The sequence below is a fragment of the Micrococcus sp. iso_229 genome (assembly GCF_058072725.1).
In genome coordinates this window covers 1-15040 of the sequence record NZ_CM176514.1, presented here as the reverse complement: position 1 = coordinate 15040, position 15040 = coordinate 1, and the positions used below count along the sequence as shown (strand labels likewise).

The following is a 15040-nucleotide window of genomic DNA, read 5'->3' as shown; positions in this document are numbered from 1 at the left end:
GGGGTCGGCCACTAGGCTGGGCCTCGAGGACCACCGCGTTCAACGACCATCCAGAACCCACGGGAGGCATCACATGGCTCGCAAGACCCTGCACGACGAGATCCAGCACGACGGCGGCACGAACGCGTTCGTCGCACGCCAGGCGGAGAACCTGCGCCACTGGGCCGCCCCGAAGGTGGAGTCCACCCGCGCCTGGAGCGAGGTGGCCGCGGCCTACGGGCTGATCGGCGGCTCCGCCGCGGCCGAGGAGGGCCGTCGCAAGGCCCAGGACGCCAAGAAGGAGTACGGCCCCGTCGTCGAGCGCGGGGCACGGAAGGCCGGTGAGGCCGTCGCGCACCAGTACGGGCTGCTGGCCCCGGCCGTCGCCAAGGGCGTGGACACCGTCCAGGACTTCCTCGAGCACCTGCAGGCCCAGGCGCAGGACGCCGGCCACGAGGTGCAGCAGCAGTTCGCCGCGGCGCGCAAGGACGCTGAAAAGGCCGCGAAGAAGGGCCGCCGTCGTGGGGGCCGCAAGGCCAAGCAGCTGCGCCGGGACGGCCGCCAGGCCGCCAAGGGCCTGCGCAAGGACGCGAAGAAGGCCGCCAAGGGCGCCCGCAAGGACGCGCAGCGGTCCGCCGCCCTGTTCAGCGACCGTGCCGGCCAGGCCAAGGACGCCGCTGCGGCGGGCGGCCTGACCCTCGCCGGCCTCCTCGCCACGGGTCTGTCCGCGCTGCAGGAGCAGGGCGGGAAGGTGGCCCCGCAGGTGCAGGCCCGCCTGGCCGACGCCGGCGACTACGCCCAGCGCCGCATGGAGGAGGTCCTCCCCGTGGCCGCCGCCCGCCTGGCCGACGGCGCCGCGCACGCCCGCAAGACCGCCCACGACGTCGAGGTCCCGGACGCCCTGGAGCAGGCCCTGATCAAGCTCACCGGGGACAAGGCGATCGTGAAGCGCCTGCGCAAGGGTGCCGAGCAGTACGCCGGCGCCGCCGAGAAGGACCTGAACCGTGCCGCCGGTCGCCGGGCCTCCCGCTCGGGTGGCCGCGCCTGGATCGTCGCGGGCATGGCGGCCGCCGCCGCCGGCGCCGGCTACGCCCTGTGGCGCCTGACCAAGCCGGTGCAGGATCCGTGGACCGCCCCGGTCCCGGGCCCGATCACCGCGAACATCCCGGTGGTGGAGGCCAACAACCCCTATGCCCAGCAGCAGAAGGTCGTGGCCGAGGCCGGCTCGGCCGCGGCGGGCGAGGGCGTGCGGGTGGACACCGCCACCCCGGACCCGGCGGCCGCCGCCAACGCGAAGGTGCTGGGCATCCAGCCCGGGCAGCAGCGCTGACCCACTCCCCCGCGCCCTGAGCGGACGGCGCCCGGCCCGCGCATCCTCGGCAGGACCGAGGGGCGCGGGCCGTCGCGCGTCCGGGCGCAGGTCGGGGCGGGAGCCGGTGGGTCGCCGTCGAGCGGGGCGCGGGCCTTGTCCGCCGCCGGGAGCGCGCGGGAGGCTGGGACCGCCCGGGATCCCGACGCCGGGCGGAGGAGTGATCCGCATGAGCACGACCCTGACCCTCTTCGGCCACTCGGCCGTCCGCCTCGAGAAGGCCGGCCGACGCCTCGCGTTCGACCCCGGCGCGTTCAGCGACGCGGCGGTCCTGGACGGCGCGGACGCCGTCCTCGTGACGCACGGCCACCCGGACCACGTGGTCCCCGAGCAGCTGGCCAGGGCGCTGGCCGGCACGGAGGCGCACGTGTGGGCGCCACGGGACCTCACGGGGCCGCTGGCGGAGGCGGGACTCGACGCCGGGCGAGTACACACGGCCGTCCCCGGGGAGACGTTCGAGGCCGCCGGCTTCCGGGTGGAGGTGCTCGGCGGGGAACACGCGGTGATCCACGCCGAGGTACCGCGCCCGGTCAACGTGTCCTACCTCGTGGACGGGGCCGTGCTGCACCCCGGCGACTCGTTCACGGTGCCGGACTCCGACGTCGAGGTGCTCCTGCTGCCCGCCGCGGCGCCGTGGTTGCGCATCGCGGACGTGGTGGACCAGATGCGGGCCATCGCGGCGACGCACACCCGCCCCATCCACGACGGCATCCTCAGCGAGGACGGCAAGGGCGTGGTGGACGGGGTGCTCTCGGGGCTCGCCGAGGGCGTGACCGACTACCGACGTCTGGCCCCCGGGGAGCCCTGGACGTTCTGATGCACGGGGAGGCGGCGGCCGGCCCGGGGCCGGTCACCAGCTGAGGGTGATCTCCAGCTCGGCGTCGCCGCCGTCCTCGACCTCGAGCTCCACCTCGAGGCCCACGCGGTCCGGGACGGTGACGACGACGTCGCGGCCGCCGTGCTCGACCCGCACCTCGTTCTGCCGGGAGAGCTGGTCGGCGAGGTCGCGCAGGCGTGCGGCGGCCTGCTCGCGGCTGAGGGTCTGCTGCTGCTCGTGCTCGAAGAGGTCCTTGCCCATGGCACCGACGGTAGTCGGCGGGCGGGGTGCGCGCGACGGACGGGCCCCGGCGCGGCCGACACCGGGGCCCGCGCGGATCAGCGGGACGCGGCCGAGGCGACGGCGGGATCGTCGTCGCGATGGATCTCGAAGCCGGGCGCCCGGTAGGTGGGCTCCCGGCGCTTGAGGGCGCGGATGACGAGCAGGGTCACCGGCACGATGAGGATCTCCACGAGCGTCTTGTAGCCGAAGCCGGTCACCGTGTAGTTCGCCAGTTCCAGCAGCGAGATGGTGCCGGCATAGGCGATGGTGCAGAAGATCAGGGTGTCGAAGAACTGGCCGACCACGGTGGAGAGGATGAGCCGGAACGCCACGTGCCGTTCCTTCATGCGCTCCTTGAGGCGGACCACGATGGACGCGTTGAGCAGGGAGCCCACGAGGAACGCGACGAAGCCGGCCACGGTGATCCGCAGCATGGGCGCGAGGGCCTGGTCCCACACCTCGAAGCCCTCGACGGGCGTGGTCCAGGAAACCACCGTGTAGGTGAGGGCGGCGAGCACGAGCATCGCGAAGCCGAGGACGATGGCCCGGCGGGCCCGGCGCCAGCCGTACACCTCGGCGAGGATGTCGCCGACGATGTACGCGAACGGGAACAGGAAGGCGCCGCCGTCGAAGATGAGGGGGCCGCCGTCGTAGAAGAGGTCGGAGACGACCGGGACGGTGGGGCCGTAGAAGAGCTTGGCCGCGGTGACGCCGGAGAGGATGAGGAGGGCGATGAAGACGCCCACGAAGATGTCGTAGTAGCTCGCGGGCACCCGGGCGTAGGCCGGGGTGCCCTGCCCAGAGGCGGGCCGGACGGGGGGCTGGGGTTCGATGGTGGTGTTCACCGGACCATCCAACACCACGCACGACGGCGACGGGCGCGGTGGGCGGGTCCGGCGACGGGGGTTCGGGGCAGGCCGTCCCCGTCCCTCCGTGGGCAGAAACGCCCTCTCTTCTGCCCACGGGGCCCGAAGTCCTGCGGTTTGTGCCCCAGGAGCCCCCGGGTCGCCGGTTTCTGCCCACGGTGCCGGCGCCGGCGGCCACCCCGGACATGCGGAAGGGCCCGGGGGTCTCACGACTCCCGGGCCCTTCATCGGTGGAGGCAAGGGGACTCGAACCCCTAACCCCCTGCTTGCAAAGCAGGTGCGCTACCAATTGCGCCATGCCCCCGTGAGGACCGGTCAGTCCTCCGGTGCCGGCTCGACGCCGTCGGCGTCCTCCGGCAGGTCGTCCGTGGCCGTGGCCCAGACGTCCTTCCCCGCACTGTTCTCCCGCCAGAGACGCGCCCCATAGGCGGCTGCCGCGGCGCCGACCACGAGGGCCACGCGTGCCAGTCGACCCATGGGAAGACCTCCGGAGACGAACGGAGCCCCAGCGGACCGGGGCTCTGTGTGGTGGGAGTGGGCGTACCAAGACTTGAACTTGGGACCTCTTCGTTATCAGCGAAGCGCTCTAACCGCCTGAGCTATACGCCCTCACCGTCGGTCACGGCTGACGCCGTTCACAACAGGAGATGACTGTACAGGAACGCCGACGCCCCGCGCAAATCCGCGCGGGGCGTCGTCGAGGGTCGGCTCAGTCGTCCGCCAGCGTGACGCCGACGCCGCCCACGAGGCTCGCGCAGAGGTTGTAGAGCAGCGCGGCCAGGGTGGCCAGGGCGGTCAGCAGGATGACGTTGACCACGGCCAGCACGGTGGCCAGCGAGGTCACGGTGCTCAGCGGGGCCAGGGACGCCACGGTGTAGCGCCCGGCCTCGGAGCCGAGCACGGTGCCGATCACGTCGTTGACCCTGTCGAAGATCCCGAGGACGTCGGACAGCGAGTACAGCGCCACCGCCGCCACCACCGTGAGGATGCCCAGCGCCACCGAGAGCAGGAACGCCAGCTTCAGCACCGACCACGGGTCCACCCGGGTCAGCACCAGGCGGGCGCGGCGCACCTTGGCCTTCGGGACGGCGCGGACCAGGTCCTCCTGCGAGGACCCGCTGGCCTTGCGCACCGGACGGCCGGACCGCGGCCCGGCGGCCTTCCCGGTGCTCCGTCCCTGGCCGGGACGCGACGACGCGGACGTGCTCACTGCTCTCCTCCGTCTGCACCCTCACCGGCGTCCTGCGTCAGGACGTCCTCCGGTGCGGCTACGGGGTCGGTCGGGTCGATGTCTGCGTCCAAGGGTACATCCGGCCCCGCTTCGGCCTCGGCGTCCGCCTTCGCCTCCATCTCCTGCTCGTTGTTCAGGGTGACGGCGACGATCCGGTCCCGCTTGTCCGGCTTGGCGAAGATCACGCCCATCGTGTCGCGGCCCTTGGCCGGCACGCCGGCGACGGCGGAGCGCACCACCTTGCCCGAGGCCATCACCACGAGGACCTCCTGGTCCTCGCGCACCACGAGACCGCCGGCGAGCTCGCCGCGGTCGTCCACGAGCTTGGCGACCTTGATGCCGAGGCCGCCGCGGTTCTGCAGGCGGTACTCGTCCACGTGGGTGCGCTTGGCGAAGCCGCCGTCCGTGACGGTGAAGACGTAGCCGTCCTCCTCCACCACGTCCATGGTCAGCAGGGAGTCGTCGTCGCGGAACTTCATGCCGGTCACGCCCGAGGTCGCACGGCCCATGGGACGCAGCGCCTCGTCCGTGGCGGTGAACCGCAGGGACTGGCCCTTGTGCGAGATCAGGATGAGGTCGTCGTCGGGCGAGACCACGCGGGCCGAGACCAGCTCGTCCCCCTCGCGCAGCTTGATGGCGATCAGGCCGGCGGTGCGGTTCGTGTCGTAGTCCAGCAGCGGCGTCTTCTTCACGAGGCCGCCGCGCGTGGCGAGCACGAGGTACGGGGCCCGGCCGTAGTCCACGAGCGGCTGGATCTGGGCGATCCGCTCGTCCGGCTGGAACGCGAGCAGGTTGGCCACGTGCTGGCCCTTCGCGTCGCGGCCGGCCTCGAGCAGCTCGTACGTCTTGATGCGGTACACGCGGCCGAAGTTCGTGAAGAACAGCAGCCAGTGGTGCGTGGACACGGTCAGGAAGTGCTCGACGACGTCGTCGCCGCGCAGCGTCGCTCCGCGCACGCCCTTGCCGCCGCGCCCCTGGGACCGGTACTGGTCGATCCGGGTGCGCTTGACGTAGCCGCCGCGGGTGATGGAGACGACCATCTCCTCCTCGGGGATCAGGTCCTCGATGGACATGTCCCCGTCGAAGCCGGCCATGATCTCGGTGCGGCGGTCGTCGCCGTGCTTGGCCACGATCTCGGCGAGCTCCTCGGAGATGACCTCGCGCTGACGCTGCGGGGACTCCAGGATCCGGTTGTACTCGGCGATCTTCGCCATGAGGTCGTCGTACTCGTCCTGGATCTTCCGGGACTCCAGGGCGGCGAGCTGGCGCAGCTGCATCTGCAGGATGGCCTGGGCCTGGACGTCGTCGATGTCCAGGAGCTCCTTGAGGGCCTCCCGGGCCACGTCCGCCGAGGCCGAACGGCGGATGGTCGCGATGACCTCGTCCAGCATGTCCAGGGCCTTGAGCAGGCCGCGCAGGATGTGCGCGCGCTCCTCGGCCTTGCGCTTGCGGAACGCGGTGCGGCGCACGATCACGTCGATCTGGTGCTTCACCCAGTGGTGGACGAACCCGTCCAGGGACAGGGTGCGTGGCACGCCGTCCACGAGCGCGAGCATGTTCGCCGAGAAGTTCGACTGCAGCTCGGTGTGCTTGTAGAGGTTGTTCAGCACCACCTTGGCCACGGCGTCGCGCTTGAGCACGATCACCAGGCGCTGGCCGGTGCGACCCGAGGTCTCGTCGCGCATGTCCGCGATGCCGTTGATCTTGCCGTCCCGCACCATCTCCGCGATCTTCGCGGCGAGGTTGTCCGGGTTGGTCATGTAGGGCAGCTCGGTGACCACGAGGCACGTGCGGCCCTGGATCTCCTCCACGTTGACCACGGCGCGCATGGTGATGGGGCCGCGGCCGGTCCGGTAGACCTCCTCGATGCCCTTGCGGCCCAGGATCTGGGCGCCCGTGGGGAAGTCGGGGCCGTGCACGCGGGCCAGGAGCGCCTCGAGCAGCTCCTCGCGGGTGGCCTCGGGGTGCTCGAGGTACCACTGCACGCCCGCGGCCACCTCGCGCATGTTGTGCGGCGGGATGTTCGTGGCCATGCCGACGGCGATGCCCGAGGAGCCGTTGACCAGCAGGTTCGGGTACCGGGCGGGCAGGACGACGGGCTCCTGCTGCTTGCCGTCGTAGTTGTCCTGCATGTCGACGGTGTCCTCGTCGATGTCCCGGACCATCTCCATGGCCAGCGGGGCCATCTTGGTCTCGGTGTAGCGCTGGGCGGCCGCGCCGTCGTTGCCCGGAGAGCCGAAGTTGCCCTGGCCGAGCGCCAGCGGGTAGCGCTGGACCCAGTCCTGGATGAGGCGCACGAGGGCGTCGTAGATCGCGGTGTCGCCGTGCGGGTGGTAGTTGCCCATCACGTCACCCACCACGCGGGCGGACTTGTTGAAGGCGCGGTCCGGGCGGTAGCCGCCGTCGTACATCGCGTAGAGCACGCGACGGTGCACCGGCTTGAGGCCGTCGCGCACGTCCGGCAGCGCGCGGCCGACGATCACCGCCATCGCGTAGTCCAGGTACGAGCGCTTCATCTCCGACTCGAGGTCGACGGGCTCGACCTTGTCGGCGGCGCCCTCGGGGAGCACGTAGTGCTCGACCTCGATGTCCAGGCCGGTCTGCGGGGTCCCCGGGGTCGGGGCGCCCTCGACGGGCTCGTCCGGGGTCTGGGGGGTGGTCTCGTCGCTCACGCGGGTCCTCTCGTGCTCCCCTCAGGCGGGGAGGTGGTCGGCTCAGGCAGGTCTGCGGGTCCGGCTCAGACGTCCAGGAAGCGGATGTCCTTGGCGTTCTGCTGGATGAAGCTGCGGCGGGACTCCACGTCCTCGCCCATCAGCATGGAGAAGACGGCGTCCGCGGCGGCGGCGTCCTCCATGGTCACCTGCAGCAGGGTGCGGTGCTCCGGATCCATGGTGGTGTCCCACAGCTCCTGGTAGTTCATCTCGCCCAGGCCCTTGTAGCGCTGCACCCCGTTGTCCTTGGGGTAGCGCCAGCCCTTGGCCAGGCCGGCCTCGACGGCGGCGTCGCGCTCCTCGTCCGAGAACACGTAGTCGTGCGGGGCGTTGGACCACTTGATGCGGTACAGCGGCGGCTGCGCGAGGAACACGTGGCCGGCCTCGATGAGCGGGCGCATGTACCGGAACAGCACGGTCAGCAGGAGCGTGGTGATGTGCTGGCCGTCCACGTCCGCGTCCGCCATGAGCACGATCTTGTGGTACCGCAGCTTGGAGATGTCGAACTCCTCGCCGATGTTGGTGCCGAACGCCGTGATCATCGACTGGATCTCGGCGTTGCCGAGGGCCTTGTCCAGGCGGGCGCGCTCCACGTTCAGGATCTTGCCGCGCAGCGGCAGGATGGCCTGCGTCTCCGGGTTGCGGCCCTGCTTGGCCGAGCCGCCGGCGGAGTCGCCCTCCACGATGTACACCTCACAGCGCTCGGGGTCCTTCGAGGAGCAGTCGGCCAGCTTGCCGGGCATGCCGAAGGACTCCAGCGGGGACTTGCGGCGCGCGTTGTCCCGGGCCTTGCGGGCGGCCAGGCGGGCGTGCGAGGCCATGATGGCCTTGCGGATGATCTCCTTGGCCGGGCCCGGATTGCGCTCGAACCAGTCGCCGAGGTGGTCCGTGACCGCCTTGGACACGAACCCGCGGGCCTCGGAGTTGCCGAGCTTGGTCTTGGTCTGGCCCTCGAACTGCGGCTCGGAGAGCTTCACGGAGATCACGGCCGTCAGGCCCTCGCGGATGTCCTCGCCCGAGAGGTTGTCCTCCTTGGGCTTGAGGATCTCCTTCTCCCGCGCGTAGCGGTTGACCAGGGAGGTCAGCGCGGCGCGGAAGCCCTCCTCGTGGGTGCCGCCCTCGTGGGTGTTGATCGTGTTCGCGTAGGTGTGCACGGACTCCGAGTAGGCGGAGGTCCACTGCATGGCCACCTCGACGGCCATGGAGCGGCCATCCGAGGCGTCCTCGGCCTCGAAGGCGATGACGTCGTCGTGGACGTACTCGACCTTCTTGGCGGAGTTGAGGTGCTGGACGTAGTCGAGCAGGCCGTTCTCGTACAGGTAGGTGACGGAGCGGCGCTGGGGCTCCTGCTCCGCGTCCTCCGCCAGGCCGTTCTCCGCGACGTCCTCGCCGGCGGCGCCCTCGCCCGCGATCTCGTCGTCGACGACCTCGTTGGACTCCTGGACGCGCTCGTCCGTGAGGGTGATGCGCAGGCCCTTGTTGAGGAAGGCCATCTGCTGGAAGCGGGCGCGCAGGGTCTCGTAGTCGAACTCGATCGATTCGAAGATCTCCGCGTCCGGGTAGAACGTCTGCACGGTGCCCGTGGCGTCCGTGGCCTCACCCTTGACCAGCTCGCCCTGGGGCACGCCGCCGTCCGCGAAGGACATGCGCCACACGTGCCCCTGACGGCGGACCTCGGTGTCCACGCGGCGGGAGAGCGCGTTGACCACGGAGATGCCCACGCCGTGCAGGCCGCCCGAGACGGCGTAGCCGCCGCCGCCGAACTTGCCGCCGGCGTGCAGGATCGTCATGACGACCTCGACGGTCGGCTTGCCCTCGGAGGGGTGCAGGTCCACGGGGATGCCGCGGCCGTCGTCCGCCACGCGCACGCCGCCGTCGGCCTGCAGCGTCACGTCGATGCCGGTGGCGTAGCCGGCCAGCGCCTCGTCCACGGAGTTGTCCACGACCTCGTACACGAGGTGATGCAGGCCCCGCGGGCCGGTGGAGCCGATGTACATGCCGGGGCGCTTGCGGACGGCCTCGAGGCCCTCGAGCACGGTGATGGCGCTGGCGCCGTACTCACCGGGCACCTTCCGGTCCTTCACCGGGGCCTCGGGCTGCCCGACGGCGTCCGGCACGGCCTCCGGGTTCGGCGCGGCCGGCGCGGCGGTCGGCTCCTCCGCGGGGTTCTCGGGCATGGCGTCAACCACGGGTGGCTCACTTCCTCGGACGTCGGCGGCAGGGTCGACCCGCGCGCGGGCGCGCGACGCCGCCCGGACAGGACCGGCACGCGACACGCTCCCGCAGATCCACGGGGGCGGGGGACGGACGACGGCCGGCCCCCTCTCACTGGTCCCAGTGTACCGCCTGGCACCCCGAGGGCCCGCATCGACGGGGGTCCGCCGCGGGAGAACACCCGCTCAGCGGCCAGGGACACGGCTCAGGACGCGCGCGGGAGACCGCCCATGCCTCCCGGGCCGTCACCGACCCTGTGAGCGCGCCAGAGCGGCGCCCATGGCCTCGCCGCATCCGGGACCTCGTCGGGCGCCGCGCGGGTGGCCGCGGACTCAGCCGTAGGTGTCACGCGGCCCCCGGCCGCCGCGCACGGTGCGCGGCCCCTTGCGCCAGCTCGGGGCCTGCGGCCCCGCCACCTCGATGCGGGTCACGACGCCGGGCCCGAGCGCCTCGTCGAAGCGCTGCAGGAGCACGGGACTCATCAGGCGCAGCTGCGTGGCCCACGCGGTGGAGCTCGTGCGGACCCGCACCACGGAGTCCTCGAAGCTCTCCGGGCGGCAGTGCAGCGCGATCTCCGGCCCCACCAGCTCGGCCCAGCGGGTGAGCACGGAGCCGACCGCCACGGGGGTGGACCAGCCGCGGTCACGGATGAGCCGGCCGAACACGGTGGACACCGTGGCCGGGTCCCGGTCCGCACCCCCGAACGGGCGCCGACGGTCCTGCCGCTCCCGGCCGGCCGACGTCGTGCCCGCCATGGCCCCGGCCAGGCCCGCACCCGTCCCCCGCGCCCGCAGCGGCGCCTCGCCCCGCTCCCGGGCGGCCTCGCGGACCCGGCGCAGCTGCACGAGCGCCAGGTCCGGCCGGTCCGGCTCGAACGGGGCGGGGGTCTCAGCCATCGGCGCCGCCCTCGCGCCGGGGCTCGCGGATGTCCCCCTCCACGGGGGCCGCGGCGGCCACGGCCTCGGAGCCCTCCGCGTCCTGGCGGATGAGCACGCGGTGGGCCGTGAGCTCCTCGGGGACGTCCTCGAGCGCGGCGGCCGTGACGATCACCTGCTCGGCCCGGTGGACGAGCGCGGCGAGGCGGCGGCGACGGGCGGCGTCGAGCTCCGCGAACACGTCGTCCAGGATCAGGACGGGGCGGGCGTCGGGGTCCGGGTCGTCGGCCACGAGCACGTCGTAGGCCGCCATGCGCAGGGCGAGCGCCAGCGACCACGTCTCCCCGTGGGAGGCGTAGCCGCGCGCGGGCGCCGGGCCCAGGAAGAGGGCGAGCTCGTCCCGGTGCGGGCCCACCAGGGTGAGCGACCGTGCCCGCTCCTCCTCCCGCTGGGCCTCGAGCGTCCGGCGCATGTCCGCGGCCAGGTCCGCCACCGCCGGGACCTCCGTGTGGGTGCCGCGGGCCAGCGGGACGGTGGACTCGTAGGCGTAGGCCGCCGCCTTGGAGCCGTTCGTCAGCGCCGCATACATCTCCTGGAGGGGGCGGGCCAGCAGGCGCAGCACGTGCAGGCGGCCGTGGAGCAGGCGGGCGCCGGCCGTGCAGAGGTGCTCGTCCCAGACGGCGAGCGTCGCGTCCTCCTCGGGGCCCCAGCGGCGCGAGCCGCGGCCCGACTTGAGCAGGGCGTTGCGCTGACGCAGCACGCGTTCGTAGTCGGCGGCGGCCTCGCCGAGCGCCGGACGCAGCTGCACCATGAGCTGGTCGAGGAGACGACGGCGCCCACCCGGCTCCCCCGTCACGAGGCTCAGGTCCTCCGGGGCGAAGACCACGGTGCGCAGGATCCCGAGGCCCTCCTTCGCCCGCACGGGGGCGCCGCGGTTGATGGTCACCCGGTTGGACCGGCCCGGCAGGATCTCCAGCTCGAGGGCGACGGTGCGGGAACCGCGGTGCACGCGCCCGGCGATCCGGGCCCGGTCCCGACCGAAGCGCACGAGCTGCGCGTCCGAGCTGACCCGGTGGGACTGCTGGGCGCCGAGGTAGCCGATCGCCTCCACGAGGTTGGTCTTGCCCACCCCGTTGGCCCCGAGCAGCACCGTGGACCCCGGCGTCAGCTCCAGGTCGGCCCAGCGGTAGGACCGGAAGTCCGCGACGGTGAGGTGGGACAGGTACACGGGAGCGTCCGGCCCCCTGCGTCAGGCGATGCGCACCGGCATCACGAGGTAGCGGTAGTCGGAGACGACGCCGTCCTCCTGGTTCACGCCGGTGAGCAGGGCGGGCTTGGGCGCGGACGTGAAGGCGAAGCGCACCTGCGGCTGGTCCACCACGGCCAGGCCCTCGGAGAGGTAGGACGGGTTGAACGCCACGGTGATGTCCTCGCCCTCGAGCGTGCACGGCACGGACTCGTTGGCGCTCGCGTCGTCGCCGGTGCCGGCGTCCAGGGTGACCTGGCCCTCCGTGAACACCATGCGCAGGGCGGTGTTGCGCTCGGCCACGAGGGCCACGCGGCGGGACGCCTCGACCAGGGCGGCGGTGTCCACCACGGCCTGGATGGGGCTGGACTCGGGGAAGAGCGAGCGGATCTTGGGGTACTCGCCGTCCACGAGCACGGAGGTGGTGCGGCGGCCACCGGAGGCGAAGCCCACGAGGTCGGCGGTCTGACCGAGCAGGATCTCCAGGTCGCCGCCGGAGCCGAGGGACTTGGCGACCTCGGTGAGCGTTCGCGCCTTGATGAGCAGCGACGTCGAGATGGACGGGTCCGCCGGGGTCCAGCGGATCTCCTTCATGGCCAGCCGATAGCGGTCCGTGGCCAGGAAGGTCATGGTGTCGCCCTCGATCTCCACTTTCACGGCGGTGAGGATCGGCAGGGTGTCGTCCTTGGAGGCGGCGACGGTGACCTGGGCGACGGCGTGGGCGAACGCGGCCCCGTCCACGGTGCCTGCGGGGGCCGGCAGCTCGGGCAGGGCCGGGTAGTCGCCGACGGGCATCGTGGCCAGGGAGAAGCGGGAGGAGCGGCAGGTGACGAGCACCTTGCCGCCGTCGAGCTCCACCGTGACCTGGGCCTGCGGCAGGGAGCGGACGATGTCGTTCAGCAGACGGCCGGAGACGAGCACCTGGCCCGCGGTCTCGACGTCCGCCTCGATCTCCAGGCGCGCGGAGGTCTCGTAGTCGAAGCTCGCGATGGACACCACGCCGGCCTCGGCCGTGATCAGCAGGCCCGAGAGCACCGGCACCGGCGGGCGCGGGGACAGGGAGCGGGCGGCCCAGGAGACGGCGTCGGTGAGGATGTCGCGTTCGACGGTGAACTTCACGAGCTGCACTGCCTCTCTGGGGGGTGATGACGGGGATTGCGGGCCCGGGGGGAACGGCGACACGCGGGCCTCAGCATAGGCGGTCCGCGCGGCGGGTGTCAGGTCGCCGACGAATGACAGCGGTGTGATTCCAAGGATTCTGAGCGCTCGGGCGCAGCCCGGGCACTCGAGGTGCTCAACGCGGTGCGGGGCCGCGGAGATGATGTTGCTTGGCGGAATCTCTCCAGAGGGATCAGAAGGAGTGGTAGCGGGTGTGGATCCTGTGGAGAACGCCGTTCTGCCGCGTCAGCATGCGGATCCGGTTGGGGGAACCGTGTGGACGCCCGCTCGTTCGGGGTGTGCATCCGGTGTGGACGAGCCCCGGAGCTCCTCGCCCCGCTCTGCACAGGGTCGACCGGAGTTGTCCAGACTCATCCCCGGATCCACCCCCCAGTTGTCCACATTCCTGTCCACAGGGCGCGTCCACACCCGTCGAAACCCGCGAGATCATGCGGTTTTCAGCTGTGGAGATCTGTGGATACATGTGGACCACCGAATGACACCCGTGTGATTCACCAGCCTGTGCACCGTCGTCGTCCCCAGGGGTGTGGACGCGGCGTGAGCGGCCTGATTCCGCCATCCACAGGGGCGGAGGTTGTCCACAGCACCGGGGGTTCTCCACAGAGTTGTCCACACCGGTGGACAATGTGGAAGAAGGGTCGAGTCCCGGTCGAAGGTTCGAACCGGGACTCGAGGGTGGGACAGCGGGTGGCTCAGGCGCCCAAGGGTGGGACAGCGGGTGGCTCAGGCGCCGCGCTGTTTCCGCTTGATCTCGTTGGTGAGCTCGGTGACCTGGTTGTAGATCGTCCGCCGCTCGGCCATCAGCTCGCGGATCTTGCGGTCCGCGTGGATGACGGTGGTGTGGTCGCGGCCGCCCAGGACCTGACCGATCTTGGGCAGGGACATCTCGGTCAGCTCGCGCAGCAGGTACATGGCGATCTGCCGCGCCGTCACCAGCGTGCGGGTGCGGGACTTGCTGGTCAGCTCCTCGAGGGTCAGATTGAAGTACTCCCCCGTGGCGTGCAGGATCAGCTCCGGGGTGATCTCGTGCGCCGTCTCGTCCGTGATCAGGTCCTTGAGCACATGCTCGGCCAGCTCGATGTCCACGGTCTGCCGGTTGAGCGAGGCGAATGCGGTTACGCGGATCAGCGCGCCCTCGAGCTCGCGGATGTTCGTGGAGATGCGCGAGGCGATGTACTCCAGCGCCTCCGGCGGGGCCACGAGCCCCTCGGCCTCCGCCTTCTTCCGGAGGATCGCGATGCGCGTCTCGAGGTCCGGCGGCTGGATGTCCGTGATCAGCCCCCACTCGAAGCGGGAGCGCAGCCGGTCCTCGAACCCGGAGAGCTGCTTGGGCGGCAGGTCCGAGGTGATGACCACCTGCTTGTTGTTGTTGTAGAGCGTGTTGAAGGTGTGGAAGAACTCCTCGACCGTCGCCTCCTTGTCCGCCAGGAACTGGATGTCGTCGATCAGCAGGATGTCCACGTTGCGGTAGACCTGCTTGAACGAGGCGCCCTCGTCGTGGCGGATGGAGTTGATGAAGTCGTTGGTGAACTCCTCCGAGTTCACATACCGCACCCGCAGGCCCGGGTAGAGGCGGCGGGCGTAGTGGCCGATCGCGTGCAGCAGGTGCGTCTTGCCCAGGCCGGACTCGCCGTAGATGAACAGCGGGTTGTACGCCTTCGCCGGCGCCTCGGCCACCGCGTTCGCGGCGGCGTGCGCGAACCGGTTGGACGAGCCGATCACGAACGTCTCGAAGTGGTAGCGGTCGTTGAGGCGGCTGGTCTCCGCGGACGTCGACGGTGGCGCGGGGGTCGGCTTGCCGTTCCCGCTCGGGGCCGCGGTCGCGGCGGGCACGACGTCGGCCGGCGGCTCGATGCGGAAGCCCGGCAGCTCCTCGGCGACGGCGCGGCGGGAGGTGGCGGCGGTCGCGGCCGGGGGCAGCTCGACATCCGGCGCCGCGGCGCCGGACGGCCCGCCGGCGAGGGAGGAGCGGCGGGCCTCGGAGGAGGGGGTCCGCGGCGGCTGCAGGTTCGCGTCGATCGAGATGGCCAGCAGGATCTCCTCGCGGAACTCCTTGGTCAGGGCGTCCGTGAGGGCGTCGGCCACCTGGGTGCCCTGGAGCGTCTCGCGGGTGGTCTCGTTCGGCACGGCCAGCAGGAGCGTGTTGCCGATGAGGCCCTGCGGCTGGGCCAGGTAGACGAAGCCCATGAGGCGGGCGCTGACCCGCGCGTCGTCCTCGAGAGAGCCCACGACGGAGCGCCACGAGCTGAGCACGGCCTGGTCTGCCACCAC

General features: G+C 71.8%; 12 protein-coding genes and 2 tRNA genes. 2 read left to right on the top strand and 12 right to left on the bottom strand.

All coding sequences use genetic code 11. The annotated features are described in order from the left end of the window. Window positions 1–73: 73 nt before the first annotated feature. Window positions 74–1309 (top strand): hypothetical protein, encoded by a 1236-nt coding sequence (locus AC3RKA_RS00070; protein WP_489727287.1) that lies wholly within the window; start codon window positions 74–76, stop codon window positions 1307–1309. Window positions 1310–1517: 208 nt separating this feature from the next. After that, entirely contained in the window at window positions 1518–2165 is a 648-nt protein-coding gene (locus tag AC3RKA_RS00065; protein WP_489727286.1) for an MBL fold metallo-hydrolase, read from the top strand. 33 nt (window positions 2166–2198) lie between these two features. On the opposite strand, the gene AC3RKA_RS00060 is transcribed toward AC3RKA_RS00065, so the two are convergent. The 12 genes from AC3RKA_RS00060 to dnaA form a co-directional block, all read right to left on the bottom strand. After that, window positions 2199–2426: an amphi-Trp domain-containing protein gene (locus tag AC3RKA_RS00060; protein ID WP_020624434.1), complete on the bottom strand. Its 228-nt coding sequence runs from the start codon at window positions 2424–2426 to the stop codon at window positions 2199–2201. A 77-nt stretch (window positions 2427–2503) separates the two neighbouring features. Further along, window positions 2504–3292 carry a queuosine precursor transporter gene (locus tag AC3RKA_RS00055; protein ID WP_060775350.1) on the bottom strand — a complete coding sequence of 263 codons (789 nt, stop codon included), beginning with the start codon at window positions 3290–3292 and terminating at the stop codon, window positions 2504–2506. Window positions 3293–3544: 252 nt separating this feature from the next. Continuing rightward, window positions 3545–3617, bottom strand: a tRNA-Ala gene (locus AC3RKA_RS00050). An 11-nt stretch (window positions 3618–3628) separates the two neighbouring features. Then, the gene (locus AC3RKA_RS00045; protein ID WP_010079767.1) at window positions 3629–3790 is read right to left on the bottom strand and encodes a hypothetical protein; all 162 of its coding nucleotides are present in this window, start codon (window positions 3788–3790) and stop codon (window positions 3629–3631) included. Window positions 3791–3848: 58 nt separating this feature from the next. Continuing rightward, window positions 3849–3922 (bottom strand) — tRNA-Ile (locus tag AC3RKA_RS00040). Between the two features lie 100 nt (window positions 3923–4022). Beyond that, window positions 4023–4523 carry a DUF3566 domain-containing protein gene (locus tag AC3RKA_RS00035; RefSeq protein WP_060775349.1) on the bottom strand — a complete coding sequence of 167 codons (501 nt, stop codon included), beginning with the start codon at window positions 4521–4523 and terminating at the stop codon, window positions 4023–4025. Beyond that, window positions 4520–7216: a DNA gyrase subunit A gene (gene gyrA, locus AC3RKA_RS00030; RefSeq protein WP_144825029.1), complete on the bottom strand. Its 2697-nt coding sequence runs from the start codon at window positions 7214–7216 to the stop codon at window positions 4520–4522. Before gyrA ends, AC3RKA_RS00035 begins: the two co-directional genes overlap by 4 nt. A gap of 65 nt (window positions 7217–7281) precedes the next feature. Further along, window positions 7282–9432: a DNA topoisomerase (ATP-hydrolyzing) subunit B gene (gene gyrB, locus AC3RKA_RS00025; RefSeq protein WP_489727285.1), complete on the bottom strand. Its 2151-nt coding sequence runs from the start codon at window positions 9430–9432 to the stop codon at window positions 7282–7284. Between the two features lie 369 nt (window positions 9433–9801). Then, complete coding sequence (locus AC3RKA_RS00020) at window positions 9802–10365, bottom strand: DciA family protein (protein WP_010079771.1); 564 nt, start codon at window positions 10363–10365, stop codon at window positions 9802–9804. Further along, the gene (gene recF, locus AC3RKA_RS00015) at window positions 10358–11572 is read right to left on the bottom strand and encodes a DNA replication/repair protein RecF (RefSeq protein ID WP_489727284.1); all 1215 of its coding nucleotides are present in this window, start codon (window positions 11570–11572) and stop codon (window positions 10358–10360) included. The genes AC3RKA_RS00020 and recF overlap by 8 nt, the downstream gene beginning before the upstream one ends. A gap of 21 nt (window positions 11573–11593) precedes the next feature. Beyond that, the gene (dnaN, locus tag AC3RKA_RS00010; RefSeq protein WP_049161451.1) at window positions 11594–12709 is read right to left on the bottom strand and encodes a DNA polymerase III subunit beta; all 1116 of its coding nucleotides are present in this window, start codon (window positions 12707–12709) and stop codon (window positions 11594–11596) included. 783 nt (window positions 12710–13492) lie between these two features. Then, window positions 13493–15040 (bottom strand): chromosomal replication initiator protein DnaA, encoded by a 1548-nt coding sequence (gene dnaA, locus AC3RKA_RS00005; protein WP_065572740.1) that lies wholly within the window; start codon window positions 15038–15040, stop codon window positions 13493–13495.

What these genes read in the sequence shown, in the direction of transcription:
- AC3RKA_RS00070 (WP_489727287.1), top strand. Translation starts at nt 74, where the DNA reads ATGGCTCGCAAGACCCTGCACGACGAGATCCAGCACGACGGCGGCACG.
- AC3RKA_RS00065 (WP_489727286.1), top strand. Translation starts at nt 1,518, where the DNA reads ATGAGCACGACCCTGACCCTCTTCGGCCACTCGGCCGTCCGCCTCGAG.
- AC3RKA_RS00060 (WP_020624434.1), bottom strand. Translation starts at nt 2,426, where the DNA reads ATGGGCAAGGACCTCTTCGAGCACGAGCAGCAGCAGACCCTCAGCCGC.
- AC3RKA_RS00045 (WP_010079767.1), bottom strand. Translation starts at nt 3,790, where the DNA reads ATGGGTCGACTGGCACGCGTGGCCCTCGTGGTCGGCGCCGCGGCAGCC.
- gyrB (WP_489727285.1), bottom strand. Translation starts at nt 9,432, where the DNA reads ATGCCCGAGAACCCCGCGGAGGAGCCGACCGCCGCGCCGGCCGCGCCG.
- AC3RKA_RS00020 (WP_010079771.1), bottom strand. Translation starts at nt 10,365, where the DNA reads ATGGCTGAGACCCCCGCCCCGTTCGAGCCGGACCGGCCGGACCTGGCG.